Source organism: Gluconobacter cerevisiae (assembly GCF_015244675.1).
GTDB lineage: Bacteria > Pseudomonadota > Alphaproteobacteria > Acetobacterales > Acetobacteraceae > Gluconobacter > Gluconobacter cerevisiae.
Genome location: NZ_JABCQO010000011.1, coordinates 65954 through 91813 on the forward strand (window position 1 = coordinate 65954; position 25860 = coordinate 91813).

Consider the following 25860-nt stretch of genomic DNA (forward strand, 5'->3'; position numbering starts at 1 on the left):
GATCGCTCATCACGATCCTGTGTTCTCTACGGCGGAGCGGAAGCCCAGCGCGGAGACGGCCTGAAGTCCGGACTGGATGGAGCCTTCGATTGTGGAGGGCAGTCCGGTCTCCGTCCAGTCTCCGGCCAGTGTCAGATTGACAAGATCGGTTCTGGCTCCCGGACGCAGGAGGTTCTGTTCCGGCGTTGCAGCAAACGTCGCCCGTTTCTCCCAAACCAGACGCGACGGTGGGATGGCGACCGGCAGTGGCTGCGACAGAACGGGATCGAGCGCGCGTCGAATTTCTGACCAGATCGTGGCCAGAAGTTCGCTGTTGCTGCGATCTGCGTATCGGTTGGCCGCGCTGACTGTCACCGAGAGGATATCCCCTTTCAGGAAAATCCATTCCGAAATACCCCCGACCAGTCCTACGAAACCGGCCTGCGCCACGACGCCCCGGGCCTGAACTTTCTCAGGAAGACGGAAATGCGCGTTGGCAATGCTTTCAAAGGCGTCAGGCGCTGTCAGTCCCGGCAGCAGGGACTGCGCCACCGGTCCAGGAACGGCCAGAATGACCTGATCTTCAGGGCTGAGTTCAATCCGCCCTTCCCCGGTTTCCAGTGCCGTGGCGCGACCGTTCTGCTGTTCGATGGCGCTCACGCGGACGCCTGTGCGCACGTCGCCATGAAAGCGTTTGAGATAGGCTATTGCTGGGTCGATCAGGGTTTCGGACAGACCGACGGCCGGAAACCACGGACAGCAGGCCATGCCTCCCTTGGCAAGAGACTTGCGGATCACGTTGCCAAGGAGTTTGGCGCTCCCTGTATGGATGTCTGTATTGAGAACCGAGATGGCGAACGGGATCAGCAGCCTACGGCTCAACTGGCCGGAGCTGAGGCAGCTCTCCACGGTCGTTCTGTCCCCTGCGCGCAGGAAACGTCCGAGAGAAGCCAGCTCGGATAACTTCATGCCCGGAACGCGCCGTCCGCCCGGAAGAGCCCAGAAAGGGAGCTTTCCCTTCGACAGGCGCAGCGTCCAGGCGAGGCTGTCTTCCAGATCGTAATAGGGGAAGATCGGTAATCCCGGTCCGGTCAGGGTGTGACGCGCGCCGATAATGTCCAGATAGCGGAAGGTCAGATCGTTCGAGGACAGGATCAGGTGGTTACCGTTATCGATCCGGGCGTCGAGAGAGCGGTCGTGAAAGGAACGTGCCCGACCGCCGCAGGCCGGGCCTGACTCGTAAACGGTGACGCGGGCCTGTGCCGCCAGTTCGATTGCGGCGGAGAGGCCTGCCAGACCACCACCGATGATGTGGACGTGGCTCATGGGTTACTTCACATACGCTGCGAGAGTACGAAGCTGTCTCAAAGGTTTGGAGACTTTCGGGGCGATATCGGGCGTTTTCCAGCCACGCTTTTGCAAGGCTGACAGGATGGGCGCGTAAGATGCGGCCATCATGCGTGCCGGGCGCATCGCGGTGCTGTCACACATTTGCATGGCCTTCCGCGCTTCCCGGAAATGGTCCCGTGCACGCTGGGCGAGGATGCGCCCCACCTGATCCAGACCGTGAGCGTAAAGCGCTTCCTGTGGGTTTTTCGGAACGTCAAAGCGGGTCAGGAGCTCAGATGGAAGATAAAGCCGGTCGCGGCCCGCATCTTCGGCGATATCGCGCAGAATATTGGTCAGCTGAAGTGCGCGCCCCAGATGATAGGCAACCCGCCGGGCATTGTCGGACGAATCTCCGAATACGCAGACCGACAGGCGCCCGACAGCTGACGCCACACGATCGCAGTACAGATCCAGCGTCGCCTCGTCCGGTGCGACGATCGGTGCTCCACAATCCATGGCCATGCCGTCAATGACGTCGTGGAAGTCCTGAGACTGAAGCTGGTAACGATGGATGGCCACGATCAGAACCCGGTCGAGGGCATCCGTCGCGATCCCTTCATAGAGGCCATCGACGCGACGATGCCAGTCTTCAAGGGCAGCCATCGGGTCTGCAACGCCTGCATCGCCATCGGCAATGTCGTCCACCTGGCGGCAGAAAGCATAGACTGCGAACATCGCCTGACGGCGGTCCGCCGGAAGGATACGCATTCCACGGGCAAAGGACGTTCCCGAAGCGGTAACGATCCTTTCGACATGATCCAGATCGGCCTGCGCGCAGGGAAGACCTGAAGAAGCGCGCATCCTGCTGAAAACCATGTCTGTCCCCTGTCTCGTTTCAGAAGATCAGGGTTCTAGCCCCAAATCCCTGTGAGACAAAGACGACCTGAACCGAAAGGACGGCCCTGTGTTAATATGATGCCAAAAGGCAACACCTGAAAAGGAGTCTTCCGTCATGCGCCTTCTCTCTTTGAAAAAACCCAACTTTCTTGCCGCAGTGCTGGTCGCCCCTCTCGCTTCTGCCCAGATCGCCCTTGCCCAGACCGCCCCGGCTCCGACGGCCAGCGGGCATGCCGAGCATCTCCTTGCGGATGATCACTCTTGGAATGGCACGCTCTACGATCATTATCCGACGACGCGACCGATGCTCAGCATGATTAAGCTGACCATTCCTGCGCATTCTGCCCTTCCGTGGCATGTTCATCCATATCCGAATGCGGGTTATGTGCTGGAAGGAACGCTCACGATCGAGGATCGGCAGAGCGGCAAAAAGCGGACGTTTCATCAGGGTGAAGCTTTTGCGGAGTCGGTCAATGATGTCCATCGTGGCGTAACGGGCGACGGACAGACTGTTCTTTTGCTGACCTATGCCGGCTCTCCCGGAAAGCCGACATCCGTTCCCCTTCCCGGCCAGCAAAAAGAATACTGAAAATATCTTCGGGCATGCTTTGACAGGAAAAACGTTTCGGAACTAATATGTTCCGGCCCTAGTCTGGAGTATGGCCCACAATGACCAGTCCTCTCTCTTCCGCCGCCCGCAGCGACCTTCTTGCCCGGGGATATTCCCGGCGCAGCTTCGGGCGCATTGCCACGCTTCTGGCCGCAGGTGCGACCGTAAAAGCCCTGACAGGCTCCGCCCGCGCGGACATTCTTCCGTCCGGGGTCAATTTTGAAGGTGTGACCCGTCTTGGCAGCAATGAATGCTGGACGGGTCCCTTCCCGGAAGCTGCACAGGCCGGCGCATCTTCGGTTTTTCAAAGCAACCGCTACGATCCGACCGGTCACATGCGCGATGATCTCATCAAGGCGGCTTCCGATGTCGAAGGGATTCCCCAGACCCATGTCATGACGTGGTGTGGCTCGTCCGACCCCCTCGCGCGCGCCATCGTCACGTTCTGCTCGCCTACCCGTGGGCTTGTGACGGCTGATCCCAGTTATGAAGCCGGGTGGGTTGCTGCGGAATGGCTGAAAATTCCTCTGGCTCGCGTCCCCCTGACGGCGAAGAACGGATACAAGACGGATGTTCGGGCCATGCTGGCTGCTGACCCCAACGCGGGCGTCTATTATATCTGTTCCCCCAACAATCCGACGGGCACGCTGACGCCGCTGCGCGATATCGCGTGGTTGGTCGAGAACAAGCCCAAAGGTTCGGTTGTGCTGGTGGATGAGGCTTACATCCATTTCTCCAATGCGCCGAGCGCAGTGGAGCTGGTTGCAAAGAACAAGGACGTTGTCGTTCTCAGGACGTTCTCGAAGATGTTTGCCATGGCGGGAATGCGTCTTGGTCTGACATTCGCCAGACCTGACCTGCATGAGAGCATGATGCGTTATGACGGCAGAAGCGCCACCTCGATGCTTCCGGTTCCGGCCATGGCCTGTGGCACGATGAGCCTCACCATGAAGTCCGCTATCGCAGCCCGCAAGGCGGAGATGATTGCGGCCCGCGACATGACGTTCCAGCATCTGCGCAAGCGCGGCATCCATTTCATTCCGTCTGATGCGAACATGTTCATCATTGACTGGAAGAAGCCGGCAAAGCCCATTCAGGATGCCTTCCTGAAGCAGCACGTCCTGATCGGGCGCTCATGGCCCATCTGGCCCAATGCTTCGCGGATTACGGTCGGCTCCATGGATGAAATGAAGACTTTCTGTACCGCGCTGGACCAGATTTACACCTGATCTGGTCCAGATCCCCCTGCCGTTGCGGTTCAGCCGACGGCAGGGAAATAGCGCAGCGCCCGGAACAAAGCTTTTGCTCCGTCTGCTTTCGTCAGGACGACACGTTCCAGTAGCGGGTCCTGACGACGCAGGCGTGCGGTCAGGATGTGGCACAATTCCACAATGACACCAGCCTCCAGCCGCATCCGACGGTCACGGACGAGAAGCGGTAAGATCCTGGCGTTTCTGTTAAGGACATCCACCCCGTCCAGCATCCGGTTGAACACGCGACGGACGCCCGGCTTGCTGCGGACCAGACGCAGGTCATCCAGACAGACGCCTTCTTCTTCCAGCCACGGCAGCGGGACATAGCACCGGTCCAGATCCTTCAGATCGCCCGCAACGTCCTGCAGGTGATTGATGACCTGAAGTGCGGAACAGAGCGCATCTGATGGCGCGAGCGTTTCTTCGGCCTCACCATGCAGCAAAAGCAGAAAACGCCCTACAGGATTGGCGGAATATTTGCAGTAATGCAGCAGTTCGTCCCAGCTTTCGTAGCGGTTCTTTTCGGCATCCATACAGAAGGCTTCGAGAAGATCCGTTGCCGTTTCCAGCGGGACGCCCGTCTGGAGCAGGACGTCGCGAAGTTTGACCGCCGTCTGTGCGTCGGCGCGCTGAGGAGCTGTGATTTCACCCCGGATAACGGCTGACATGCCCTTAAGGCGCGCAATTTTTTCAGCAGGCGTCAGTTCGGTTGTGTCCACCATGTCGTCCGCGACACGCGCGAAATTATAATAGGTGTGAACGTAAGGCCGCAGACGTGGGGCTATCAGAAATGAACCAACGGGAAAATTCTCGTCGGATTTACCTTTGGCGGAGGTGACGTCTTTCGTCCCCCAGATGCTGTCTGTCACGATGTTTCATCCGTGTAGGAACGATTTTTCCACTGTACGCCAACGCCACGATGATGGTCGATGGCCGAGCCGATGGTTGCTGCCATGTAGAAAGCCGCAACAAGTGGAAGGGGAATGGCACGCCATAACGGCAGGCCAAAGCGGCGCAGTGTGGGTACGAATGTCAGACACGACACGAGATAGGTCAGAAGCCCGATCCGCCGTTCCCTTCCCTTGCCAAACAGTGTCAGTCCAACTGGGAGCAGCCAGATCATGGCCATTCCCAAAATTGTCGCAAACAGAAGGAGCGGCGAGTGCCGAAGTTGCACATAGGCCGTGCGGGCAATCATGTGCCAGACATCCTTCATGCCGCGATATGGCCTGATCGACCATGCCAGCGCACTGTGCCCTAGATAGAGCCGCCCGCCGGACCGTTTGACATGAGCGGCCAGAGTGCAGTCGTCGATCAGGGCACCGCGCAGTGCCTTGATTCCGCCGATCCGCTTTAAGGCCCGACGGCGCAGGAGAATAGTTCCTCCCGCAGCCCCGGCAATGCGAGAGCGTTTGCTGGCGATCCGCGAAAACGGGTAGAGCATGGCAAAGAAATAGACGAACGCCGGGACCAGAAAGCGCTCCGCATTACTTTCGCAGTTCAGCGCCACCATTTCCGAGACAAGATCCAGATCGTCTTCTCGTGCCTTGGCGACCAGAGAGGCCAGATGCTCTGGCGCGTGCATGATGTCGGCATCGGTCAGGAGGACGTATCCATAGGGGCCGATCCGCGTCAGCGCTTCCTGTTCTCCCTGATGGACGGCCCAGAGCTTGCCGCTCCATCCCGCTGGACGTTTGGCGCCCGTGATGACCGTCAGGCGTTCATGCGGATCAGGCAGGGCGCGGGCAATATCGCCTGTTCCGTCCGTACTCTCGTCGTCGATCAGGATAACGGACAGCTTGCCGTCATAGTCCTGCTCCAGCAAAGACGTCAGACAAGCTCCGATGGACTCGGCTTCGTCACGTGCGGGAATGACGATCGCAACGTCCGGTGCCGAAGCCGGAGCGGGCTTCGGGTCCAGAATGGGGCCTTTCTGCCAGAAATTCCCGTGAAACAGCGAAAGATAGATCCAGGCTCCCAGACTGGTCAGTGCGGTTCCGAACAGCATTATTTCATCCGTCCATGCTGACGGAACCAGACGATCGCGTCTGTCACGGCATCGCGGGCCGGGCGTGGGGTGTATCCGAGTTCTTTCCTGGCCTTGTCGGACGAGAAGAACATCAGCTTCTTGGACATGGCCAGTGTTTCACGCGTAACCCGCGGTTCAATGCCGAACCCGCGTGCCAGCCATTCGGACACGAGTGCTACGGGGTAGAGCCAGGATTGCTTGAGCTTGATCCCCGGCGGCTTCACCCCGGCAATCTGGCTCACCATGCGGAAAAGATCCCCCAGCATGATGTTCTCGCCGCCAAGGATGTATTTCTCGCCGATCTTGCCTCGCTCCAGAGCCAGAGCATGTCCTTCAGCGACGTCATCCACATGTACAATGTTCAGGCCGGTCTCGACATAGGCCGGCATGTTCCCGCTGGCACAGTCGAGAACCATCTGCCCTGTCGGTGTTGGCTTGATATCCCGGGGGCCAACGGGGGTCGAAGGATTAACGATGATCGCGGGCAGGTTTTTTTCGCGGATAAGCCGCAGAACTTCCTGTTCCGCACGATATTTCGAGAGCTTGTAGATGCCGATGACCTGACTTTCCGTCACCGGAGTGTTCTCGTCAGCTGATTCACCGTTTTTGCACAGGCCGAGTGCTGCAACCGAGGAGCAGTAGATGATTTTTTCCACCCCTGCTTCCAGAGCGGCCAGCATCAGGTTGCGTGTGCCCTCCACATTGGCCTTCATCATGGTTTCCGGATCCGGAACCCAGAGTCGGTAATCGGCAGCGACGTGAAAAAGGGTTTTGACGTTTTTCAGGGCCGGGGCGAGCGTGTCCGGATCGGCGAGATCTCCGACAACGATCTCCGCGTCAAGCTCAGCAATATTTGAACGGTCGGATGTCGGGCGGACGAAAAGTCTCAGGCGGTGTCCGCGTTCTTCAAGGACGCGGGCGACGGCAGAGCCGACAAACCCGGTAGCCCCCGTCACGAGTGTGACATCGTTCATGGTGGCAGTGTCTCCTTGGGTCATCAGCAGATGGTTGCAATTTATGACAGCATAATCCTCCCGGCTTTTCGGGGAAAGCGTCTGCGAGGGTGGAATATTAACGATACCTGCGATAGATCGTGTGCAAACGGCATGTGACGAAGACGTTGAAAAAAACTCTCCCTGTTCTCCTTTCCCTTCTCGGGGTGGCCTTGTTCACCTTCATTGCGGCCAGAGCCGGTATCCATCCTGTCATGGAAGCGCTCGCCAAGGTCGGGCTTGGGGGCTTCCTGCTCCTTGCAGCCTGCCAGCTTGTAGTCGATGTCGGCCTGGGGATTGCCTGGCACGCTGCGGTTCCCATGCTTAGCGTTAAACGCCTGATGGGCGCGCGCCTCGTTCGGGACAGCGCGGGAGCCTGCCTCCCCTTCTCCCAGCTTGGCGGAATGGTCATTGGCGTGCGCGCGACAATGGCAGGTGTGGACCCCAAGACCGAACAGGGTGAAGAACTGCACTGGCCTGAAGCTGTCGCAGCCAATCTGGTAGATATCACGACAGAAGTTCTGGGGCAGATTGCTTTTGTGCTGATCGCCCTGCTCTGCCTTATCGGCCATCACGACGCCGCCAGATTTGTCTGGCCGCTCATTGGCGGAATGGCGTTGCTCAGCCTCGGAATCGCCGGTTTCATCTGGACCCAGCAGCGCGGTGGCGCGACGGTTCGCAAGGTGGCGACATTTTTAGGGCGCCATATCGCTGCGGAATGGCGTGACTCGCTGATCGGAAATACCGAAGCTTTTCAGTCCCGCCTGGAGGGCCTCTGGAGCCGCCCGGACCGTATTTCTCTGGGCGCGTTTTGCCATCTGATATGTTGGATGGGCAGTGCTGCCATGACGTGGCTGGGGCTCCAGCTTCTTGGCGCGCATGTCGGGTTTTTCTCGTCTGTTGCCATTGAAGGCGTAGTCTGCGGCATTATGTCGGCAGGCTTTCTCGTTCCAGGTGCGTTGGGAGTTCAGGAAGCGGCCTATGTCGCACTGGGCATGGTTTTCGGCGTTGATGCGGAGGTCTCCCTCAGTCTTTCGCTTCTGCGGCGTGGACGGGATATTCTGATTGGTATTCCTGTGCTTCTCATCTGGCAGGTCGTTGAGATGCGGCGCCTTCGTTATGAGCGCTCCACACCAGCGTCCCGTCGCAAGAAAGTCATTACACCAGCTGTGACGGCCCTTGCGGGCAATATCAAGAATGAGGGGGCGTCTCGGGATGGAAAGACATCCGAAGACACGTCCTTCGTCGTGGCGCCACGCGTCTTATGACACCGCTTTTCAGGTCTCTCTGTATTGTAGGGCCGGGGCTGATTGGGTCTTCCGTTCTTCGGAGAGCCAAAGAAACAAACTCAATTGCCGGTATGCTGATCGCAGCGGATTCGAATCCTCGTGTTCTTGAACGGGTTCGTGAACTGGGGATTGCGGATGTCACGACATCTGACCCGACTGTTATTGCGCAGGCAGAGTGTGTCATGGTCTGCGTCCCGGTGGGGGCAGTAGAAAACGTCGCACGACAGATACTGCCACATATGAAGCCCGGTAGTATTCTCACGGATGTGGCTTCGGTACGGGGGCAGCTCGGGCCAACGATTCACGCGATCCTGCCCGCAGGTGTGTCCTATATTCCCGGTCATCCTATGGCGGGAACAGAGCATTCCGGACCTGACGCCGGTTTTTCAACCTTGTTTGAAGACCGATGGGCGCTCCTTGTGCCACCCGATGGGGCTGATCTGGAATCTATCGCCAAAATTGAGACGCTTTGGAACCTGTGTGGTGCCCGAACGAAAATCCTGTCTGACGAGCAACATGACCAGATCTGTGCCATGGTGAGTCATCTGCCGCACCTGCTGGCCTTCACGATCTGTGATACAGCCGATAATCTGTCGGACGAAATTCGCGCGGCTGTGCTGGATTATGCTGCATCGGGATTTCGTGATTTTACGCGGATCGCGGCGTCAGATCCGGTTATGTGGCGGGATATTTTCCTCGCCAATCGTGAGGCGTTGCTTGGCACTCTCGACAGGTTTATCGCCGATACGCAGGCTATGGCAGATGCGATCCGTGATGGCGACGAAGCGACCATAACCAGAAAGATCGAACGTGGACGCGCAATCCGCCGAACCCTGATTGAAAACCGTCAGGCCTAAGATTTTTTGCGATGTATGAACCTGCTGCCGGGTTATGCCCCGGCAGCCAGGTTGTTTTTTCAGGCCGTGACAACACGCAGTGTATTCGTGCTGCCGGAATGGCCATAAGGCAGTCCAGCCAACACCAGCACCCGGTCTCCCGCCCTGCAGAAGTTCATGCTGCGCGCGAGTTCGGCAGCAGGACCGGCCAGATCCTCAATGCCATGAGCCGTCTGTTCGCGATCCACGACATGCGGGAATGTTCCCCACACGATGCAGAGACGACGTGCGACGTCCAGTTCAGGTGTGAGGGCAATGATCGGACAATGCGGCCGCTCACGCGCCATCCGCATTGCGCCGCCGCCACCGCGTGTGTGGGACGCAATCACACCGGCATGAAGCGTACGGCTGACCTGCCAGGCTGCCTGAACGATCGCGCATTGAACCGTCTCGTCTGGTACTGGACGCAGACGATCCATGCGGATACGCCATTCGTGATCCTGTTCAACGCGCTCGGCGATGCGCACCATCATCGATACGGCTTCAAGCGGGTACTTTCCAGCAGCACTTTCCGCAGACAGCATGACCGCGTCTGCACCGTCATAGACGGCATTGGACACGTCAGAGACCTCGGCCCGTGTCGGGGTCGGGCTCTCGATCATGCTTTCGAGCATCTGTGTTGCCACGATCACCGGGCGGCACTGTTTGCGCGCTTCGGCAATCGCACGCTTCTGTGCAACCGGAACTTCCTCCGGAGGAAGTTCGACACCCAGATCACCACGCGCCACCATGATCGCATCGGAAAGACGAACGATCGCCTCCAGATTTTCCATCGCCTGAGGCTTTTCGAGCTTGGTGACGATCGCTGCGCGGCCATCTGCAATATCGCGGGCTTCCTGAACATCTTCCGGGCGCTGAACAAAGGAAAGGGCCACGAAATCGACACCAAGCGACAAAGCGAAGTCGAAGTCACGACGGTCTTTTTCGGTCAATGCCGGGATGGGGAGCGTTACATCGGGGACGTTGACGCCCTTGCGTTCGGACAGCTTGCCGCCGATTACCACGACCGTTTCCAGAAAGCCTTCTCCAACCGTCACGACACGCAGCTTGAGCTTGCCGTCGTCCAGCAGGAGGTGGCTTCCCGGTTTTGCAGCGGAGATAATTTCCGGATGCGGAAGGCAAACTCGTGAGATCGTGCCCGGCGTGCGGTCCAGATCGAGACGGAATGGTTTGCCTTCCTCCAGAACCACCGGGCCGTTTTCAAACACACCTACGCGCAGTTTGGGCCCCTGAAGATCCGCAAGGATCGCCAGTGGATGGCCGACCTTCTCTTCTGCGGCCCGGATGGCAGCATGACGCTCGCCATGGTCTTCATGTGCGCCGTGGGAGAAATTGAGCCGGAAGACATTCACACCGGCCTGCGCCAGAGAAAGGATCATCTCGGGGGAGGATGAAGCCGGCCCCAGTGTAGCGACGATCCGCGTGCGGCGGTGATGGGAACTCGATGTCATATACGGCGTCCTCGATCGGAAAAAATCAGTTTGGTTGAATCGTCTCGCCCGGGAGCAGGCCCCAGAAAAGACGGCGTGGCAGCCAGCCGTCGTAGCCCTTCACGCTAACATGGCACCATTGGGAGTTCTGCGGGCACAGCTTGATGTTACCCACCGTTCCCTGCTCCAGAACCGCGACCACGGTGCTATCTTCTTCCGGATGGCTCATGAGAAGCACATCATTTTTATGTGCCCTCGCCTCGTCCTGCGTGGCGACACGGGCAAGGATCCGGGCATCGGCCTTGCCGATATGGTCGCCTTCCTGCGCGCTCGCCTCTCCTGTCTGGGCTTTCACACCTTCGGGAGGTAGGCCCGGAATAACGAATGTCCGGCTTCCATACAGCGTTGCCTGATGCACCCAGCCCTTCTGGCCGTCGGAGTCTTCCACGAGACGCCAGACATCGAATTCACGTTCGATCTGCACCGGAAGTCCGCGTCGATGATAGACCCAGTCGATCGGATAACGGTCTCCGGGGCCGCGGCGCATATAGACCTTGTCAGCCCGCAATGCGGCGTAACGTGGTAGGGGCAGACCGGTATTGCTGCCCTTGTCCGTGTTCTCGGGTGCGGGAGGAACTGCTGGCGCCTCCGGCTGACCCGGGGTAGCCCCAGCTGAAGCCGCCGCCCCCGCAATGGCTGCCCCGGCAACCACGGGAGCCGTATGCTTCAGGGCGGCGTGATGGGGCGCCTTGTGTCGCGGTTCCGACTTTGTCGCGTCGGTCTTGTGGTGTTTTTTCGCAGACGCGTGTTTGTCCGCAGGCTTCGCGGAAGCCTCTGCATGCTTCTTGTGATGATGGGCCGCCTGTGCGCCGGGAGCAGCGAACAGGACCGTACCGGCCAGAAGTGCACGCAGAAAAGCGGACGAGCCTGAGGCGAAACGCGGAAGGAAGACTGACATTCTCATGAGCGCATCCCTGCCAAGGGCCGACGGTTTGGGCAAGTCATCAAATCGGGTAAAGACATCCTGAACCCATATCTTTAAGCAAAACTTACAATGCAAGGACCGGATTGTCTCCCGCCAGTTCGAGAAAGCTGACAATTCCTTTCACAGCCACTCCCTCCAGAAGGTCTTCCGAAACCAGTCCTGTCATCGTCAGACCGGTTTCGCAGGCCATGACGGTTGCGCCAAAGCCCAGAACCGCGTCCCGAAGCTCGTCAAATCCTGCGATGCCCTGAGCCTCAAGCTCACTATCCATCACGGCACCCTGAAGCTTCTGCCAATCCGGCGTCAAAGCCAGAACGCTGCGTCCACCGGCAAAGATCGTAACGTCACGCCCAAGCGAAAGCGCCCCTGCCGCGACAACCATTGCGTAATGGGCGCGCTGCCAGGAGTCATCCGCCAGCGTCAAAAACATATGACGGCTCATGGTCTGACTGCCTCCTCATGATGCGCCTGACAACGGGGATCACGTCTGAGTGTAAAACCGCTCATCGTGCCTGATAGCGCATCCCACATGCTTACCCGCGTTTCGTTGCGCCCTTCCAGACCGATGATCTCACGCATGACCTCGACAGCCATCAGGCTTCCCATAACGCCTGTAGCGGCACCCAGCACACCGAACATTCCACAGTCAGGCGCCTCTGTCTGTTCGGCTTCGGGGAACAGACACCGATAACAGGGACCGCCCTTCTGCGGACGGAAAACGGCGAGTTGGCCCGAAAACCCCTGTACAGCCCCGGAAACCAGAGAGCGCCCGTGCCTAACGCAGGCATCGGAAACGGCAAGCCGGGTCGGAAAATTATCGGTCCCGTCACAGACGAGATCATAGTGCGGAACAAGATCGTCCAGCGTCGTCTCTGTCGCGCGAACCGCGTAGGGACTGATTTTGATCAGCGGATTGAGCGCCTTCAGACGTCGGGCAGCCGCTTCGACCTTGAACAGCCCGATATCGTCCGTACCATATAAAACCTGCCGCTGGAGGTTGCTGAGTTCCAGTCGGTCATGATCCATGATCCCGATATGCCCAACACCTGAAGCCGCCAGCTGCTGAAGTAGCGGCGCACCGAGACCACCTGCTCCGATCACGAGCACGGCAGCCTGTCGAAGTTGCGCCTGCCCGGTTGCGCCTACCTGCGGCAGCAGAATGTGGCGGGAATACCGTTCCAGTTCTTGGTCAGAAAAAATCATGTCCATTGTATGATGATAATTGCTGACTTTCGCTCTTGAAAGACGTTAGCGTAATTATCGTCCGTCACCGTGGGGATTACGCCATCGGGACCCGAGGCAGGGGAATGTCATGAGAAAAGGATTTCGCAGAGCCATGCCTCGTGCGTGGCAGGGTCTGGGCGTTACGGCCGGCGCCGTTCTGGCCGCCTATGCTGTTTCTCCCTATCTCGCTTTGTGGGACATCGACCGGGCTTTACACGGCAACAACGCGTCGCGTCTGGCCCCTCACGTGGACTGGTCGTCGCTGAGCCATTGCCTGAAGGAACAGTTCTCACCAGCCGTTCCTGCTGATGATGACCTCCCCGGTTTTGGCAGTTCCTTTGCCGGACAGGTCGTGTCCAACGCGATCGACACCCATCTGACGCCTGCGACGCTGATGAGCACAGCCCATCAGGTGATGCCGCATGGCGCATCGACGTCAGGCTGGCTTGGGGCGTGGTATGCCGTGCATGCGCACTTTGTAAGCCCCGGAAAATTTGAGGCCAGTCTGGATCAGCCGGGGCAGACACCTTTCGTCCTGCACATGAAATTCGAGCACTGGGGCTGGAAGATCACGCGATTCGAGATGCCTGCTCCGGCGCACGCGGCCTGAAAACTCAGGCCGGCGGGAGGTCTTCTTCCAGAACCGTGATGTGAATGGCGTAAGAAACCTCGCCTTCGTCGTCATCGCGGTGAACCGTTCCGATAACTTCTCCTGACACGGCGAGTTCAACGCTCATGCCTTTGCGGCTGGGCTTGTTGACGGTCAGTTTCGAACAGCCCAGCAGGCGCTGGAGGGTGGTCTGGAGGCGTGTCACCTCGGATAGGGTCATATCGGACATTGGTGGCATTCCTGTGCTGCAAGAGAACTGCCCTGTAACCCATCGGCAGGCACAAAGGAACCCGCCTCCTCTATCCCCGTCAGGGATGCTGTTGTAGAAACCGGGCACTTCACATGTGATTGTGACCTGTTCGTCATGAAAACGTTCAGGGTCCGCAGTCTGCTCCCCCTTACGCGCAAAGGAGACATGATGCGCCCGGTTTTCCTCCGAATGATCGTTGCCCTGACTTCCACCGCCGCTCTTTCGGGATGTGGATATTTTGATTCCCGGAACGCCCACAAGGCGCAGTACGAAATGATCGGGATGACCAGCTACGATCTTCAGTCCTGCGCGGGTATTCCGGCCAGCACGAAGAAACTGAACGATACGACCGAACTCTGGCAGTATGATGGAACCATGGCGCTGCCGACCATGCCTGCTGATTCAGGCTTTATTCCCGTCCAGTCTGCAATCAGCATCTATCAGTCTGCTCTGGGCGGCGGCGGGACGACCTGTCGGATGCTGGTACGTGTGGACCATGACCGGGTTTCGGAAGTCCATTATACCGGCAATGACGATGAATATATCGGAACAGACGGTATCTGCTCCATCATCACGCGAGGCTGTGCCCGTCAGCGTGAATCGACGATGCGTCGCGTGAATGCCGGTCCGTTCGGACCTGTATCGGCTTTCCATCCGCCGCGCACCCCGCCCCAGAGCGGTACGGCTACCTATTCCGACCAGTCCGGAAAATATGTCCCCAAGTTCAGCAAGGACGACACCCAGCCGGTTATCCAGCCGGTCAAGTGAGTTTGAAAAAAAGCCGGGACAACCTTTGTCCCGGCTTTTTTCGTTCAGGAATTTATAAGACGCTTCATTTTCTGCACGGCTGGTCCCAGTCCGTTGAAAATGGCCTGCCCCATCAGGAAGTGGCCGATATTGAGTTCGGCAAGGCCTTTCAGGGCGGCAATCGCTTCGACGTTATCGTAGGTCAGCCCATGACCGGCATGAAGTTCCAGCCCGCAGGCTAAAGCCGTGTGTGCGGCCTGATGCAGACGCTCCAGTTCGTGCGCCCCCCCAAAAGCATAGGCTCCTGTATGAAGCTCCACGACGGGTGCTCCCAAGGCTGCCGCCGTCTCGATCTGTCGTGTATCGGGGTCGATGAACAGGGAGACCCGTATTCCTGCGTCTTTCAGGCGATCGATTTTGGAACTCAGGGCTTCACGCTGTCCAACGACATCAAGCCCACCCTCGGTGGTCACTTCCTGCCGTTTTTCCGGGACCAAGCAACACGCATGAGGGCGAAGTTCACAGGCGATGCGGACCATTTCGTCTGTTGCGGCCATCTCGAAGTTCAGAGGTGCGGATAGCGCTTTCAGACGCGGCATGTCGGCGTCTCGGATGTGGCGACGGTCCTCCCGCAAATGGGCCGTGATTCCGTCCGCTCCTGAGGCAATGGCCAGTTCCGCCGCGGCGACCGGATCGGGAAATGTACCACCTCTGGCATTCCGCAATGTAGCGACGTGATCAATGTTCACACCAAGGCGGATCATGATCTTTTTCCTTCCCGATAAGCGCTCATCCCGTCTGCCAGACGGATGGCGGCCAGAAGACTTGAGACGTCGGCGCGACACGTCTCCGTCACGGGGCCTGCGATATCGAAGGCCGTGCCATGATCGGGCGAGGTGCGGATAATGGGCAGTCCCAGCGTCACATTCACGCCCTCAGCCATATCGAGCGTCTTGAGCGGGATGAGGGCCTGATCGTGGTACATGCAAATGGCGACATCATAATTTGGCCGGGCCGTGGCGCTGAACATCGTATCTGGGGGAAACGGTCCCTGACAGTCGATCCCCTGTGCGCGCAGTCGCTCGATTGCAGGGCGGATGATCGTGATTTCCTCTTCACCCATCAATCCCTGCTCACCGGCGTGAGGGTTAAGGCCCGCAATCGCCAGACGCGGCGTTTCAATTCCGAAATCGCGTTTCAGGGCCGCATTTGCCGTTTGCGCTACGCTCACGATGCGATCGGTCGTCAGCGTTTCCAGCGCCTTTCGCAGCGAAACGTGAACCGTTACCGGCACGACCCTGAGTTGGGGCGAGACCAGCATCATGATCTCCTCCCCTGCCATTCCACAGAGTGCTGCCAGAAACTCCGTATGCCCCGGATACGGAAAGCCTGTCGCTGCCAGAACATGTTTGGCAATCGGGTTGGTGACGACGCCGCCAGCCCGGCCCGCAAGTGCGTATTCAACGGCCAGACGGATGCTGCTGATCGTGGCTGCGGCATTACGTGGATCGGGCTGTCCCGGGATAACGTCGGCTTCACAGAGAACTGGCAGGATGGGCAGGCTGTCGGCGAAGACCGCGCCTGCTTCTTCCGGTGTCTCGATCAGAGTGAGGGGCACTGCGGCCTCAACCAGACGGGGATCGCCCAACCAGAAAAATGCCCCCTCCTCCGAATGCCTCAGCCTGCGCCATGCTTCCGCCGCAAGCTGCGGGCCGATACCCGCCGGGTCTCCCAGCGTCAGTGCAAGTGGTCTGGAGAGGGGCATCATCAGCCTGCTTCAGCGAGAGCGGCGAGCACCCGAACCCAAGAGCGAATTCCCTTGTGGAAGGAGTCCAGCCCGTATTGTTCGTTCGGAGAATGGATCCGGTCGTCATTCTGGGCAAAGCCGATCATGAGCGCATCCAGCCCCAGAGCATCCCGGACTTCTCCGGCCACGGGAATGGAGCCACCCGATCCGACCATGGCGGCTGGAACACCCCACTCATCCGTCAGAGCCTGAAGGGCTGGAGCCAGAAACCGGCTGTCACGGGAAACTTCAAAGCCCGGAGAGCCACCATGCGCCGTAAAGGTTACACGGGCGTCTGCTGGCAGGGCTGCACGGATATGCGCGCGAAATGCTTCGCGAATGCGATCCGGGTTCTGCCCCGGAACCAGACGGAACGAGACTTTTGCCATGGCTTTGGCGGGCAGGACGGTTTTGAAGCCCTCGCCTTCATAGCCCCCCGAAATCCCGTTGATTTCGCAGCTCGGACGGCACCATGTCTGTTCGATCGCGCTGTAGTTTTTTTCGCCGGCAGCCACCGACAAACCTGCTTCGTCAAGCAGGGAGTTATCGTCGGGAAAGAGCTTGCTCCACTGCGCGCGGGTTGCGGGCGCCGGATCCTGAATGCCGTCATAGAACCCTGCAAGCGTCACACTGCCATCCGCATTCCGCAATGTGGCCAGAGCCTGACACAGAACGGCAATCGGGTTGGCCGCAGCATTGCCGTACAGGCCGGAATGCAGATCATGACTGGCGCACTGGATGACCACTTCGTCAGCCATCATGCCACGGAGCGATGTTGTGATCCCCGGTGTTTTGCGGTCGGCCATGGACGTGTCACAGACGAGTGCGACATCCGCTTTCAGTTCTGCGGCGTTTTCTTTGAGGAACGGGAAAAGGTTGGCACCACCACACTCCTCCTCCCCTTCCAGCAGAACGCTGACCCGGACTGGCAGTGATCCCGTAACCTGCTTCCATGCCCGGCACGCTTCAAGGAAGGTCATGACCTGTCCTTTGTCGTCGCTGGCGCCACGGGCAACGATCACCTTGCGGCCTGACGGTTCTTCGATCAGGCGAGGCTCAAAGGGAGGTGCCGTCCAGAGCGATTCCGGATCTGTCGGCTGAACATCGTAGTGACCATAGAACAGCACATGTGGACGACTGTCATCGTCGGCTGAGCCCTGATCATGTCCGACAACCATCGGATGACCGGGGGCTGCCCAGTGAACGTCGCGAACGTCTGCCGTCATACCCAGCTTTTCGAGTTCGCGCTGCATCCAACTGGCGGCTTTGCGGCAATCGGCAGCATGTGTGGGTTGAGTGGAAATGCTCGGAATACGCAGGATCTCGAAAAGACGTGATACCGACGCCTCCAGATGGGTGTCGACATTCTGGAGAACAGCATCAAGTTTCTCGGAATAGGCAGTCATCTTGTGTTCCATGTTCAGGCTGATTGATCTTCCCGGAGCGGTGCGGACGGACCGCTTCTTCAGGACGTGGTGGTGAGGCGGCGCGGCTGCAACCGGATCGGCGCAGGAGCGAAGGCCGTTTGAGGTTCATGATTTTTATGTGGCCGCAGTGTTACGGTCGAAGCTGTCAGAGGGGTGTCTCCTGCGGCAACGGAAAGAACGTCCTTCAAGTCATCATAAAAGGTCGAATGGATCGCGTCCTCCTCCATTCTGGCCTGTGCCTGTCGGCTGATCGTGTTCCACAGGTCTCTGTCTGTATATAATCGTATCACGGCCTGAGCGAATTTTTCGGGATCACAAAATCCACCTGACAGGCAGGTCTTTCCGTCTTCCAGTCCCAAGGTGTGGCAGACGGTCTCCGAGAGGACTGCTGGCAGTCCAGCGGCGGCGGCGTCCAGAATTTCGCGCGGGGCTGATGTCAGGACGCGGGCTGGTTCTACAAGAATACGCCGGGATCTGTAGAGGGTGACCAGATCGCTGCTTTCCGTAAAGGCTTCCAGTCGGCGATACCTTGTATAGGCAGACAGATCGATCAGATCAGACCGGTAGCCTGCCAGCAGAACTGTCGCTTCCGGCGGAAGGTCCCGGTCCAGCTTTGAGAGAACATCATGAATGAAAAAATGCAGGCCATCATGAACTGCATCACCGCTGGCATGAACAGGAAGAGCCAGAAGAATGCCTGAACGTTCTTCAAAGGACGGGGAGAGTGTCGAAGGAATTGGAGGAGATCCGATAATACGGATATTCGTCAGACCTAGAGTTTCAAGATCCGCTTTTTCTTCTTCGTTTCCGACCACGAGAGCCTGTGTCAACCAAGTCTGATCTGTATCGAGTTCCAGATCATCGAGAAACAGTTCATGGTTGTTGACGGCCCCAACGCGTCTGCGAAGATGGGACTCTCTGGCAGGGCTTGCATGCATATCCACCACCATTCCAAGTTTTGGCAATGACTGGGAATGGTGTTGTAAAATCAGTGCGACCTGCTGAAGTGTTTGCGTTCCACCGATCCAGACAGTGTCGAAGCACTCTGCCCGATCTTTTAGAAAACCTGGCAGTTCGGACAGATCGCAGTCATCCATCAGTTCGATGTCCGGGGGGAAGTCCAGCGCTGTGGCGACACAGTCATGAAGCGTCCCGTCCAGTGGGAAAACAGTCACCTGATATCCGAGCTGGCTCAGGCCAATCATCATATCCCGATGACGCAGGTAGGTGGTTCCCAGTATGGTATGAGGCAGTTGCTGGCACAGGAACAGTATTCCTGATGTTCCGACTGTGGAGCGGGCTCGCATGATACTGCTTCCAGGCAACATCTGTCGGGAGAGCAATCCTGAAAAACGACGTTTCAGCCAGGCTTCGTTGCGAGCCCGCAGGTCTGGCGCAATTGCCGGTTCAGAAGCTGATCTGTCGATCACGTCCGGGTCGTAAAGGATTTTACCGCCTGCCTGACGCAGGGAAAGGCAGATCGCCAGCATCTCCGCTTCCGGACCGATGCACTCCAGTGTCAGCCGATTATGCTCCCGCAAAGCAGAGCGCCGACAAAACAGGAGTCCGCCGGTGAAACCATCCACCCATCGCCGGAATGCGATCTCAGGTTCGTTCGCCCGCATGCCACTTCCGAAAGGCGTAAAACTCGCGTTTCTCCAGACGATGCTTCCTGCTTCCCGGACTTTGCCGTTCAGTCCCAGAGACTGTCCGCCGACCGCCCAGATCTGCGGATCCGCAAAGGCTTCAAGGGCAATCTTCAAAGAGCCGGGAAAGGGTTGGGTCCCGGCGGAAAGCAGCAGGACGATCTCGGCCCGTCCCAGTTCGAGCCCAAGTCCCAACTGTTCAGCGTGCGTGGTACGGTAGGGTGGGCGAATGATATGAATGCCGCGAACGAATCTCTCGATTTCCGAGGTTTCGTCCGTCGAGCCTGCATCAATCAGAATAACCTGTAGACTACGGTCATTATTTGCATGAAGCGCTGCAAGAGTAGAAAGCGTTTCCTGAAACTGGTTCGAAACAGGCAGGATAACGGTCATATCAGGCGCTGTTACAGGTTGAAAATTCAGAGGCGCGCGAACCAGTGACGGGATAAGCGTCTGGGCCCGCTGAAGGTCCAGTAGTTGGCACTGCTCTTCTGACGCTTCTACAGTTTTATCCTGAACAGGGCTGCCCTGTGACTGAATCCAGAGCGCAAAGGGGTCGGGAATATTGGGCTGACGCAACATGCGTTGCATCCCGCTTTGCCTCAGGAAGTCTGCGAGATCGACATCCGCCTGGGGCTGGCGTTTTTCTGAGATACCAAACCGGATGAAGTGTTCGTAGCCGTTGCGGAAGCGTCCCTGCTCCACGACTGCGCCGACATCAGGATATTGTGCAACATAAAAAGCTTCGCTGAACCAAGGATTGGGATCGTATGCTGTCGGATTGCCATTAGTCAGGTAATGATGAAGCGGGCTCTGGTACCTGTTGTTTTTCAGGTCTTCGATCACGTCAGGGTAACGGTCCAGATACCATTTGGGATCAAAATACCATGAACTCCGTCGGCGGCCGGCAGATGAAAATCTGATGAACTGGAAGAAGTCTCCCATGCTGAAATCATAATGTTGCCGCTCGGCCATACTGGCTGCGCGGAAAACTTCAGGATCAAAAAAAGCGTGAGATTTGCGGTGTTCCTGATCGCCTATCGCAAGGTAATGGTCATAACCATTACAAAAGCCCTGTGCTGTGAGAACATGCGGGCTCAGGTCAGGATTGCAGCTGAAATAATTTTCTTCGGAAAATAGCCAATGGGGCGAACGGCTCCGAAAACCGCTTTCACAGTAATGAAGAAAACCGCTGTCAAAAATCCCCAGACGGATCCCTTCCCGGACATCCGGGTTCTGACGGAGATACCACTCTTCGTCAAAGAAGCGGTTGGGAGAAAGCCCCGCTCTAGCTCCACGGGTTTTCCAGTGACGCTCCAGGCCCTCGTCACTCAGATCAAGTTCGGATGCGTTCTCTTCCTCTCGGGCTTCCTGCCGAAGCCGCTGTCCGTAACGCGTACGATACCATTCTGCGTCAAATGCAGCCCATAAAGGTGGTCGGTCACCTGCAAAAGCCGGGGATTCAAGAATATGATCTTTCGTTGACACCGAATCCTCCGGACCCACCTTTTAAGCGTCTAAGCCATTACTTTGCTTTTTATCGCTGTTGAGCGCGACGGCTCTGCCAAAGAGCATGAAAATCTATGGGCTGGATGTTCGGAGACGGAAATCCAGCCTCGCGGATAATATTCAGCATGACGTTTCGTGCTGGTGGAAACAGGAAACGCGGTGCCTCAACCAGTAGCAGGGGCTCGACCGCTTCTTGCGGAATGCGGCCTGTGAGGCCGAAAAGGCCAGTATAAGCCAGACTGATTTCGTAGAGCACCTTTGGTGTTGGTGCGTCCTGCGTCGGTGCGCTCTCAAGGCCCTGCGCCCGAATAGCCAGGCTGACCTCAAATGTGGGCTGATCCCCAAGCTGTCGGCCCGTAACATCTACCGTCATGCCGATATGAGGCTGGGATGGAAGGTCGCGGTAAACATCTGGGGTATTCTGAATATCGATTAACAAAGTACGCAGATATTGCGACCCGATAACCAGAGATGAGGAAGAAGGCAGGGAATCTGATACATCAAGGCTGGCAGGACTGCCCGTCACGGTATCGGTGTAAGTCTGATCCATTGGTTCGCTTCCTCATGCGGTCGTTACCCCGTCCACCCTGTATTGCACTGAAATGCAATCAAATGTGGCGCGCGGCACTCTGTCACGATGCTTCAGCTTTGACCAGCGGTACGATTTGAGATGTGCCTGTTCTCCAATATCCCTGTTTCTGGTCGAAAAGCCGGTTTTTTGGAAAAAAGAGCCTGCTTTATTTCCTCACTCGTGCAGTCACGGATCTTCTGCGATACATTGGGAATGATATCGCCATCCTGCACAATGTCAGCACTGGCGCATGATGCATGCCCGTATCGGACATCATGACTGCTGACAGGAAAACATTCTTCCTGCCCGCGCGCCTTGTTGCGCTGCAGACAGCACGATAGGACCATGTTCATGCTCAGATTGCTCATTCTCGTTATTCTTCTTGCGGTCCTGATCGTTTTTGCCCTGAGCAATACGGATCTGGAACCCATCTGGCTGGTCTCCTTTGGCTGGCATCTGTCGATTGGCACGCTTGTTCTGGGTGTCGGCGTGGTTGCGCTGCTGCTCGGCTTCCTGATCGGCCTGATCGGTGACATGCAGCAGCGCTCACGTGCGCGTCGGGCGGAGCAGCATGTCCGCACGCTGGAGAGCCAGCTTGTAGAGCTTCACCAGCGTCTCGACCGCTTGCAGAACCCGACAGCCCCCCTCTCCTCTTCCATTGTTTCTTCAGAGCCAAAGGTCTGATCTTCAGTATGTCCCGCCGCACACGACTGATCGTAGCCCTCGATACTGCTTCGCGTACTCAGGCCCAGCATTGGGCAGACAGCCTGAAAAATGACGTCGACGCCATCAAGCTGGGCCTCGAATTCACCTACGCCTGCGGGCTGGAGGCTGTGAAAACGGTGTCCGAAGGGCATCGGTTGTTTCTGGACCTGAAACTGCATGATATCCCCCATACAGTCGCATCGGGCCTGTCCGCCCTCGCCCCGCTGAAGCCGACCCTAACGACCATCCATGCCAGCGGCGGCGCGGAAATGACTTCGCGCTCCAGAGAAGCTCTTGAAGTAGCTTTTCCAGAACAGGTAGAACGTCCGAAACTGCTGGCAGTCACCGTTCTGACCAGCATGAATGCTGAAGGTCTGCTTGAGACCGGTGTGAATGCAACACCTCAGGAACAGGTGCTCAGGCTCGGGAAACTTGCCATTCAGGCTGGTGCAGATGGCCTGATCTGCTCCGCGCATGAAATAGCTCCTCTGCGCGATGCTCTGGGTGACGATCCCATTCTGGTCGTTCCTGGCATTCGTCCTGCTGGCAGCGCGGCCGACGATCAGAAACGCATCATGACACCTGCTCAGGCTGCCAAAGCGGGAGCAGACTGGATTGTCGTAGGGAGGCCCATCACGAAAGCAGCCGACCCTGTTCTGGCTGCCAGAGCCATCATGGAAGATCTCGCCAGCGTATGACGGCGATCAAGATCTGCGGCATCCGCGATGTTCAGACGATGGCGCTCTGTGTCCGCTTGAAAGTGGACTGGGTTGGTTTCGTATTTTGCGAAACCTCCCCCAGAGTCGTGACAGCCGATCAGGCATCGCGGCTTCACAGCAGCGCACCATCCGCGCAGGAAAACGGTCCTCTTCGGGTAGGTCTTTTTGTAAAGGCAGACGATAGATCGATTGAGAGGGTTCTTCAGGCAGTCCCGTTGGACATTCTACAGATTTACGATACGTCTGATCGCGCTATCGCAATCCAGTCTCGCTTTGGGCTCCCTGTCTGGCGGGCTTGTGGCATTGCCTCATGCTCTGATCTGCCGACAAACCCACAATTGGCCGGATACGTTGTCGAAGCACCCAAGCAGGCACAGGACAGTCGCCCGGGAGGGCTCGGCCGGACCTTCGACTGGTCTCTGACGCAAAACTGGTCCCCTCCTTCGTTCTGGATGCTCGCTGGTGGCCTGAATCCTCAGAATGTTCGGAAGGCAATTCAGGACAGTCAGGCTCCGGCAGTAGATGTTTCTTCAGGGGTTGAAGCATCACCGGGATACAAATCTGCTGAACTTATTGAAAAATTTGTCGCAAATGCCCGAAAGGGGCTTGATCTGACGTCAAACCTTTCGTAAACACCGCCTCGCTCGACAGGAGAGATGGCCGAGCGGCTTAAGGCGCACGCTTGGAAAGCGTGTGTACGTTAATAGCGTACCGTGGGTTCGAATCCCACTCTCTCCGCCAGCGATACCCCCACCATTAGTGACCGTTATTGACCAAGGGCCGCCAAATCTGCCCTTTTCCTCCATCTGGTTTGTGTCCATTAATGGCGAGAACAAACCATGAACCGCAATGCAAGTGGGGGTATCAATGGGGGTATCGTTTTTGAGCTGGGGGTATCGGTGCTGACAGACGTTGCCGTGCGCAAAGCCGCGCCGAAAGAATCGCCGTATAAGCTCAGTGATGCGCAGGGCCTCTATCTGCTGGTGAAACCCAACGGGACGAAGCTCTGGCGCCTGAAATATCGCTTCGGAGGGAAGGAGAAGGCACTGTCCTTCGGTGCTTACCCGGAAGTAAGCCTTATCAATGCTCGACGCGCACGAGAGAGCGCCCGCGAGGAGTTACGCAACGGGCAGGATCCTTCCCTAACTCGCCAGCAAAAACGCGCTGAGGCCGTTCGGACCGACAATCAGTTCCGCACTGTGGCTCTTGCGTGGATCGCAGCACACGGGAAGCAGTGGACGCCCCAGCACCGGTCCGAGGTCCAGAGCACACTGGAACGCTTTGTCTTTCCGAAGATTGGTAGCTTGGCTCTCGATGCCATCACGCCTCCGATCGCTCTGGATGTAGTGCATTCCATCGAGAAGAAGCAGGCTGGCGAGACCGCGCGGCGCGTCCGGCAACGCATGGGGGCGATATTCGCGTACGGGATTGCCTGTGGCCTCGGCACATCCAATCCGGCCGATCAGATCAAGGGCGCTCTCGCTCCACTCCAGAAAGGTCGGCAGCCTGCCATCATCCAGCTTGAGCCTCTCAAGCGGATGATGCGCCGGATTGAGCATACACCTTCACACCCTATCACACAGCTCGCGCTCCGCTTTCTTGCCCTGACGGCTGTTCGGTCTGGAGAGGTGCGAGGCATGCTTTGGAGCGAGTTGGATGACGAGTTATGGGTCATACCGGCCGAGCGAATGAAGATGCGCAGGGAGCATGTGGTCCCACTCTCAACGCAAGCCCGGGTCATCATTCAGCTCATACGACCGCTGACCGGACGCGGGCCGCTCGTGTTCCCAAATGTACGGTGGGCTCATAAGCCAATGTCGGAAAACGCGATGGGCTATCTGATCAACCGGACCGGGTATGCGGGCCAGCATGTTCCGCATGGCTTTCGGGCCTCGTTCTCGTCGATTATGAACGAAAGGCGCCCTGAGGATAGGGCAATCATTGATCTGATGCTGGCCCATGTTCCGAAAGATGCTGTGGAGGCCGCATATAACCGGGCTCAGCACATGGAACGCAGAAAGCAGATCAGCCAGGAATGGGCCGATCTGCTTCTGAAAGATGCTATGCCGTCTCGAGATCTGCTTCAGACGGTACGGAGGTCGGCAAGCTATTGAGCCACCTCGCCACGTCGCTTTCGCGCCATCGCACGCATCGGACGCTCAACTGGATCGGGGCTGGAAAACGCCCGGCCTTGATCTTGCGGTAGAGATTGCTGGGCGTGGTTCTGAGCTTATCGGCTACTTCCTGAGCCGTCAGCAACTGGTCCAGTGTTTCACTCATCTCGCCCTCCCTTACGTACTATGGTCCAGCCCATGCGGTTCAGTTCGTACAGAACGCGATCAACGCGCTCGCCGGGAGAAACGCCATGCTTCTCTTTGCGGGCCATACCCTGCTGCTGAAGGGCTTCGAGCACATCGCACTTTATTTCTGCGTTTCTTATTACGTCACTCATCCCCGTTCCTCCGCATCCATGGCTGCGTCGATCTCTTTCCGAGCATTGGAGGCGCATTCCCAATCGATAGGATGATCTTCGCGGTTACCGTCAAGAACGGCGAAGGCTCCTTGTTTCTCCAGCCAATCCAGCCGCTCCGTATCCGTCCGCTCGCTCATGCTCGATACTCCGGGTATTCTGGATAGAGCGGCATCAGGGACAGGGCAGCCGTTCGGCCGGTGTCAGTGAGGACAAAGTATGCCTCGCCTTCATTCCAGTCCCTGCCGGTATTTCTGGCCAGGCCAGCATGAGCGAGACGGGACATCGTCCTGTCATCGGTCGAAGTGTAAAACCTGCCGTTCTCCAATGTGTGGGTCAGTGCTGATTTCTGCTCGCTATCCAACGCCGCGACTGCGTGGTCCGCCAGCGGTAAGATTAGGCTCAGGACCTATTAATTTATTGAACTGAGCGAGAGGTTGTGATTCACAGGCTTACCGATGGAGGGTAGGCCTGTGAGTGAGGTATTTTTGTTGTCTGAGCGCCAGA

The 25860-nt window shown here is 57.8% G+C and carries 29 protein-coding genes and 1 tRNA gene; 11 read left to right on the plus strand and 19 right to left on the minus strand.

Annotated elements, in window-relative coordinates:
* Positions 1–9: 9 nt before the first annotated feature.
* Together hpnE and hpnD are read right to left on the minus strand one after the other, a co-directional pair.
* On the minus strand, positions 10–1305 hold the full coding sequence (gene hpnE / locus HKD21_RS12130; protein ID WP_194255913.1) for a hydroxysqualene dehydroxylase HpnE: 1296 nt from the start codon (positions 1303–1305) through the stop codon (positions 10–12).
* A 3-nt stretch (positions 1306–1308) separates the two neighbouring features.
* Complete coding sequence (hpnD, locus tag HKD21_RS12135; RefSeq protein WP_194255914.1) at positions 1309–2184, minus strand: presqualene diphosphate synthase HpnD; 876 nt, start codon at positions 2182–2184, stop codon at positions 1309–1311.
* Between the two features lie 136 nt (positions 2185–2320).
* Between hpnD and HKD21_RS12140 the strand changes: the two genes are divergently transcribed.
* A complete protein-coding gene (locus tag HKD21_RS12140) occupies positions 2321–2794 on the plus strand; it encodes a cupin domain-containing protein (RefSeq protein WP_194255915.1) in 474 nt (157 codons plus the stop codon).
* 80 nt (positions 2795–2874) lie between these two features.
* On the plus strand, positions 2875–4044 hold the full coding sequence (locus HKD21_RS12145) for a pyridoxal phosphate-dependent aminotransferase (protein WP_194255916.1): 1170 nt from the start codon (positions 2875–2877) through the stop codon (positions 4042–4044).
* 29 nt (positions 4045–4073) lie between these two features.
* Here the strand turns inward: HKD21_RS12145 and hpnC are convergent, their stop codons facing one another.
* Genes hpnC through hpnA form a run of 3 tightly spaced genes read right to left on the minus strand, consistent with a single transcriptional unit; the run spans position 4074 to position 7071 of the window.
* Complete coding sequence (gene hpnC / locus HKD21_RS12150) at positions 4074–4937, minus strand: squalene synthase HpnC (RefSeq protein WP_194255917.1); 864 nt, start codon at positions 4935–4937, stop codon at positions 4074–4076.
* Complete coding sequence (locus HKD21_RS12155; RefSeq protein ID WP_194255918.1) at positions 4934–6076, minus strand: glycosyltransferase; 1143 nt, start codon at positions 6074–6076, stop codon at positions 4934–4936. The genes hpnC and HKD21_RS12155 overlap by 4 nt, the downstream gene beginning before the upstream one ends.
* Positions 6076–7071: a hopanoid-associated sugar epimerase gene (gene hpnA, locus HKD21_RS12160; RefSeq protein ID WP_194255919.1), complete on the minus strand. Its 996-nt coding sequence runs from the start codon at positions 7069–7071 to the stop codon at positions 6076–6078. Before hpnA ends, HKD21_RS12155 begins: the two co-directional genes overlap by 1 nt.
* A gap of 134 nt (positions 7072–7205) precedes the next feature.
* Here hpnA and HKD21_RS12165 point away from each other — a divergent pair, with 134 nt between their 5' ends.
* Positions 7206–8357 (plus strand): HpnL family protein, encoded by a 1152-nt coding sequence (locus HKD21_RS12165; protein WP_194255920.1) that lies wholly within the window; start codon positions 7206–7208, stop codon positions 8355–8357.
* Positions 8354–9235, plus strand: coding sequence for a prephenate dehydrogenase/arogenate dehydrogenase family protein (locus HKD21_RS12170; protein ID WP_194255921.1), 882 nt, complete (start codon positions 8354–8356; stop codon positions 9233–9235). The genes HKD21_RS12165 and HKD21_RS12170 overlap by 4 nt, the downstream gene beginning before the upstream one ends.
* Positions 9236–9294: 59 nt before the next feature.
* On the opposite strand, the gene pyk is transcribed toward HKD21_RS12170, so the two are convergent.
* From pyk to HKD21_RS12190, 4 genes are all read right to left on the minus strand, one after another.
* A complete protein-coding gene (gene pyk / locus HKD21_RS12175) occupies positions 9295–10725 on the minus strand; it encodes a pyruvate kinase (protein WP_194255922.1) in 1431 nt (476 codons plus the stop codon).
* A 25-nt stretch (positions 10726–10750) separates the two neighbouring features.
* Positions 10751–11668: an SH3 domain-containing protein gene (locus HKD21_RS12180; protein WP_194255923.1), complete on the minus strand. Its 918-nt coding sequence runs from the start codon at positions 11666–11668 to the stop codon at positions 10751–10753.
* A gap of 85 nt (positions 11669–11753) precedes the next feature.
* Positions 11754–12131: a DsrE family protein gene (locus HKD21_RS12185; RefSeq protein ID WP_194255924.1), complete on the minus strand. Its 378-nt coding sequence runs from the start codon at positions 12129–12131 to the stop codon at positions 11754–11756.
* The gene (locus HKD21_RS12190) at positions 12128–12898 is read right to left on the minus strand and encodes a HesA/MoeB/ThiF family protein (RefSeq protein ID WP_194255925.1); all 771 of its coding nucleotides are present in this window, start codon (positions 12896–12898) and stop codon (positions 12128–12130) included. Before HKD21_RS12190 ends, HKD21_RS12185 begins: the two co-directional genes overlap by 4 nt.
* 103 nt (positions 12899–13001) lie before the next feature.
* On the opposite strand from HKD21_RS12190, the gene HKD21_RS12195 reads away from it, so the two are divergent.
* Entirely contained in the window at positions 13002–13523 is a 522-nt protein-coding gene (locus HKD21_RS12195; protein ID WP_194255926.1) for a DUF2939 domain-containing protein, read from the plus strand.
* A 4-nt stretch (positions 13524–13527) separates the two neighbouring features.
* Here HKD21_RS12195 and HKD21_RS12200 read toward each other — a convergent pair whose 3' ends face one another.
* On the minus strand, positions 13528–13752 hold the full coding sequence (locus HKD21_RS12200; RefSeq protein ID WP_194255927.1) for a DUF3126 family protein: 225 nt from the start codon (positions 13750–13752) through the stop codon (positions 13528–13530).
* Between the two features lie 189 nt (positions 13753–13941).
* Between HKD21_RS12200 and HKD21_RS12205 the strand changes: the two genes are divergently transcribed.
* On the plus strand, positions 13942–14541 hold the full coding sequence (locus HKD21_RS12205) for a hypothetical protein (protein ID WP_194255945.1): 600 nt from the start codon (positions 13942–13944) through the stop codon (positions 14539–14541).
* 44 nt (positions 14542–14585) lie between these two features.
* Here the strand turns inward: HKD21_RS12205 and HKD21_RS12210 are convergent, their stop codons facing one another.
* The 6 genes from HKD21_RS12210 to HKD21_RS12235 all read right to left on the minus strand — a co-directional run bounded on the left by HKD21_RS12210 (position 14586) and on the right by HKD21_RS12235 (position 21827).
* On the minus strand, positions 14586–15284 hold the full coding sequence (locus tag HKD21_RS12210) for a pyridoxine 5'-phosphate synthase (protein ID WP_194255928.1): 699 nt from the start codon (positions 15282–15284) through the stop codon (positions 14586–14588).
* Complete coding sequence (gene pdxA, locus HKD21_RS12215; RefSeq protein ID WP_194255929.1) at positions 15281–16288, minus strand: 4-hydroxythreonine-4-phosphate dehydrogenase PdxA; 1008 nt, start codon at positions 16286–16288, stop codon at positions 15281–15283. The genes HKD21_RS12210 and pdxA overlap by 4 nt, the downstream gene beginning before the upstream one ends.
* Positions 16288–17712 (minus strand): M20/M25/M40 family metallo-hydrolase, encoded by a 1425-nt coding sequence (locus tag HKD21_RS12220; protein ID WP_228121427.1) that lies wholly within the window; start codon positions 17710–17712, stop codon positions 16288–16290. The genes pdxA and HKD21_RS12220 overlap by 1 nt, the downstream gene beginning before the upstream one ends.
* A 59-nt stretch (positions 17713–17771) precedes the next feature.
* A complete protein-coding gene (locus HKD21_RS14590) occupies positions 17772–20867 on the minus strand; it encodes a glycosyltransferase (RefSeq protein ID WP_194255931.1) in 3096 nt (1031 codons plus the stop codon).
* A 49-nt stretch (positions 20868–20916) separates the two neighbouring features.
* A complete protein-coding gene (locus HKD21_RS12230) occupies positions 20917–21438 on the minus strand; it encodes a protein-export chaperone SecB (protein WP_194255932.1) in 522 nt (173 codons plus the stop codon).
* 92 nt (positions 21439–21530) lie between these two features.
* Positions 21531–21827: a hypothetical protein gene (locus HKD21_RS12235; RefSeq protein WP_194255933.1), complete on the minus strand. Its 297-nt coding sequence runs from the start codon at positions 21825–21827 to the stop codon at positions 21531–21533.
* On the opposite strand from HKD21_RS12235, the gene HKD21_RS12240 reads away from it, so the two are divergent.
* The 5 genes from HKD21_RS12240 to HKD21_RS12260 all read left to right on the plus strand — a co-directional run bounded on the left by HKD21_RS12240 (position 21811) and on the right by HKD21_RS12260 (position 24997).
* Positions 21811–22143 (plus strand): lipopolysaccharide assembly protein LapA domain-containing protein, encoded by a 333-nt coding sequence (locus HKD21_RS12240; RefSeq protein WP_194255934.1) that lies wholly within the window; start codon positions 21811–21813, stop codon positions 22141–22143. The genes HKD21_RS12235 and HKD21_RS12240 overlap by 17 nt on opposite strands.
* A gap of 8 nt (positions 22144–22151) precedes the next feature.
* Positions 22152–22862, plus strand: a complete 711-nt coding sequence (pyrF, locus tag HKD21_RS12245) for an orotidine-5'-phosphate decarboxylase (RefSeq protein ID WP_194255935.1) — start codon at positions 22152–22154, stop codon at positions 22860–22862.
* Positions 22859–23515, plus strand: a complete 657-nt coding sequence (locus HKD21_RS12250; RefSeq protein WP_194255936.1) for a phosphoribosylanthranilate isomerase — start codon at positions 22859–22861, stop codon at positions 23513–23515. The genes pyrF and HKD21_RS12250 overlap by 4 nt, the downstream gene beginning before the upstream one ends.
* An 18-nt stretch (positions 23516–23533) precedes the next feature.
* Positions 23534–23624 (plus strand) — tRNA-Ser (locus HKD21_RS12255).
* A 98-nt stretch (positions 23625–23722) separates the two neighbouring features.
* Positions 23723–24997, plus strand: a complete 1275-nt coding sequence (locus tag HKD21_RS12260; protein ID WP_194255937.1) for a tyrosine-type recombinase/integrase — start codon at positions 23723–23725, stop codon at positions 24995–24997.
* Here HKD21_RS12260 and HKD21_RS12265 read toward each other — a convergent pair.
* From HKD21_RS12265 to HKD21_RS12275, 3 genes are read right to left on the minus strand one after another with little or no spacing between them, the layout of a single operon-like run.
* Positions 24945–25163 carry a helix-turn-helix transcriptional regulator gene (locus HKD21_RS12265; RefSeq protein WP_081105857.1) on the minus strand — a complete coding sequence of 73 codons (219 nt, stop codon included), beginning with the start codon at positions 25161–25163 and terminating at the stop codon, positions 24945–24947. The genes HKD21_RS12260 and HKD21_RS12265 overlap by 53 nt on opposite strands.
* Positions 25156–25335, minus strand: coding sequence for a hypothetical protein (locus HKD21_RS12270; RefSeq protein WP_194255938.1), 180 nt, complete (start codon positions 25333–25335; stop codon positions 25156–25158). The genes HKD21_RS12265 and HKD21_RS12270 overlap by 8 nt, the downstream gene beginning before the upstream one ends.
* Positions 25332–25493: a hypothetical protein gene (locus tag HKD21_RS12275; protein ID WP_194255939.1), complete on the minus strand. Its 162-nt coding sequence runs from the start codon at positions 25491–25493 to the stop codon at positions 25332–25334. The genes HKD21_RS12270 and HKD21_RS12275 overlap by 4 nt, the downstream gene beginning before the upstream one ends.
* Positions 25494–25860: the final 367 nt, after the last annotated feature.

Excerpts from the sequence above, each read along its gene's own strand:
- HKD21_RS12230 (WP_194255932.1), bottom strand. The coding sequence starts at position 21,438 with ATGGATCAGACTTACACCGATACCGTGACGGGCAGTCCTGCCAGCCTT.
- hpnE (WP_194255913.1), bottom strand. The coding sequence starts at position 1,305 with ATGAGCCACGTCCACATCATCGGTGGTGGTCTGGCAGGCCTCTCCGCC.
- HKD21_RS12200 (WP_194255927.1), bottom strand. The coding sequence starts at position 13,752 with ATGTCCGATATGACCCTATCCGAGGTGACACGCCTCCAGACCACCCTC.
- HKD21_RS12260 (WP_194255937.1), top strand. The coding sequence starts at position 23,723 with ATGAACCGCAATGCAAGTGGGGGTATCAATGGGGGTATCGTTTTTGAG.
- HKD21_RS12240 (WP_194255934.1), top strand. The coding sequence starts at position 21,811 with ATGCTCAGATTGCTCATTCTCGTTATTCTTCTTGCGGTCCTGATCGTT.
- HKD21_RS12145 (WP_194255916.1), top strand. The coding sequence starts at position 2,875 with ATGACCAGTCCTCTCTCTTCCGCCGCCCGCAGCGACCTTCTTGCCCGG.
- HKD21_RS12265 (WP_081105857.1), bottom strand. The coding sequence starts at position 25,163 with ATGAGTGAAACACTGGACCAGTTGCTGACGGCTCAGGAAGTAGCCGAT.
- HKD21_RS12275 (WP_194255939.1), bottom strand. The coding sequence starts at position 25,493 with ATGAGCGAGCGGACGGATACGGAGCGGCTGGATTGGCTGGAGAAACAA.
- HKD21_RS12180 (WP_194255923.1), bottom strand. The coding sequence starts at position 11,668 with ATGAGAATGTCAGTCTTCCTTCCGCGTTTCGCCTCAGGCTCGTCCGCT.
- pyk (WP_194255922.1), bottom strand. The coding sequence starts at position 10,725 with ATGACATCGAGTTCCCATCACCGCCGCACGCGGATCGTCGCTACACTG.
- HKD21_RS12190 (WP_194255925.1), bottom strand. The coding sequence starts at position 12,898 with ATGGACATGATTTTTTCTGACCAAGAACTGGAACGGTATTCCCGCCAC.
- pyrF (WP_194255935.1), top strand. The coding sequence starts at position 22,152 with ATGTCCCGCCGCACACGACTGATCGTAGCCCTCGATACTGCTTCGCGT.
- hpnA (WP_194255919.1), bottom strand. The coding sequence starts at position 7,071 with ATGAACGATGTCACACTCGTGACGGGGGCTACCGGGTTTGTCGGCTCT.
- HKD21_RS12205 (WP_194255945.1), top strand. The coding sequence starts at position 13,942 with ATGCGCCCGGTTTTCCTCCGAATGATCGTTGCCCTGACTTCCACCGCC.
- HKD21_RS12170 (WP_194255921.1), top strand. The coding sequence starts at position 8,354 with ATGACACCGCTTTTCAGGTCTCTCTGTATTGTAGGGCCGGGGCTGATT.
- HKD21_RS12210 (WP_194255928.1), bottom strand. The coding sequence starts at position 15,284 with ATGATCCGCCTTGGTGTGAACATTGATCACGTCGCTACATTGCGGAAT.
- HKD21_RS12195 (WP_194255926.1), top strand. The coding sequence starts at position 13,002 with ATGAGAAAAGGATTTCGCAGAGCCATGCCTCGTGCGTGGCAGGGTCTG.
- HKD21_RS12250 (WP_194255936.1), top strand. The coding sequence starts at position 22,859 with ATGACGGCGATCAAGATCTGCGGCATCCGCGATGTTCAGACGATGGCG.
- HKD21_RS12155 (WP_194255918.1), bottom strand. The coding sequence starts at position 6,076 with ATGCTGTTCGGAACCGCACTGACCAGTCTGGGAGCCTGGATCTATCTT.
- HKD21_RS12140 (WP_194255915.1), top strand. The coding sequence starts at position 2,321 with ATGCGCCTTCTCTCTTTGAAAAAACCCAACTTTCTTGCCGCAGTGCTG.
- hpnD (WP_194255914.1), bottom strand. The coding sequence starts at position 2,184 with ATGGTTTTCAGCAGGATGCGCGCTTCTTCAGGTCTTCCCTGCGCGCAG.
- HKD21_RS12235 (WP_194255933.1), bottom strand. The coding sequence starts at position 21,827 with ATGAGCAATCTGAGCATGAACATGGTCCTATCGTGCTGTCTGCAGCGC.
- HKD21_RS12185 (WP_194255924.1), bottom strand. The coding sequence starts at position 12,131 with ATGAGCCGTCATATGTTTTTGACGCTGGCGGATGACTCCTGGCAGCGC.
- pdxA (WP_194255929.1), bottom strand. The coding sequence starts at position 16,288 with ATGATGCCCCTCTCCAGACCACTTGCACTGACGCTGGGAGACCCGGCG.
- HKD21_RS12270 (WP_194255938.1), bottom strand. The coding sequence starts at position 25,335 with ATGAGTGACGTAATAAGAAACGCAGAAATAAAGTGCGATGTGCTCGAA.
- HKD21_RS12220 (WP_228121427.1), bottom strand. The coding sequence starts at position 17,712 with ATGACTGCCTATTCCGAGAAACTTGATGCTGTTCTCCAGAATGTCGAC.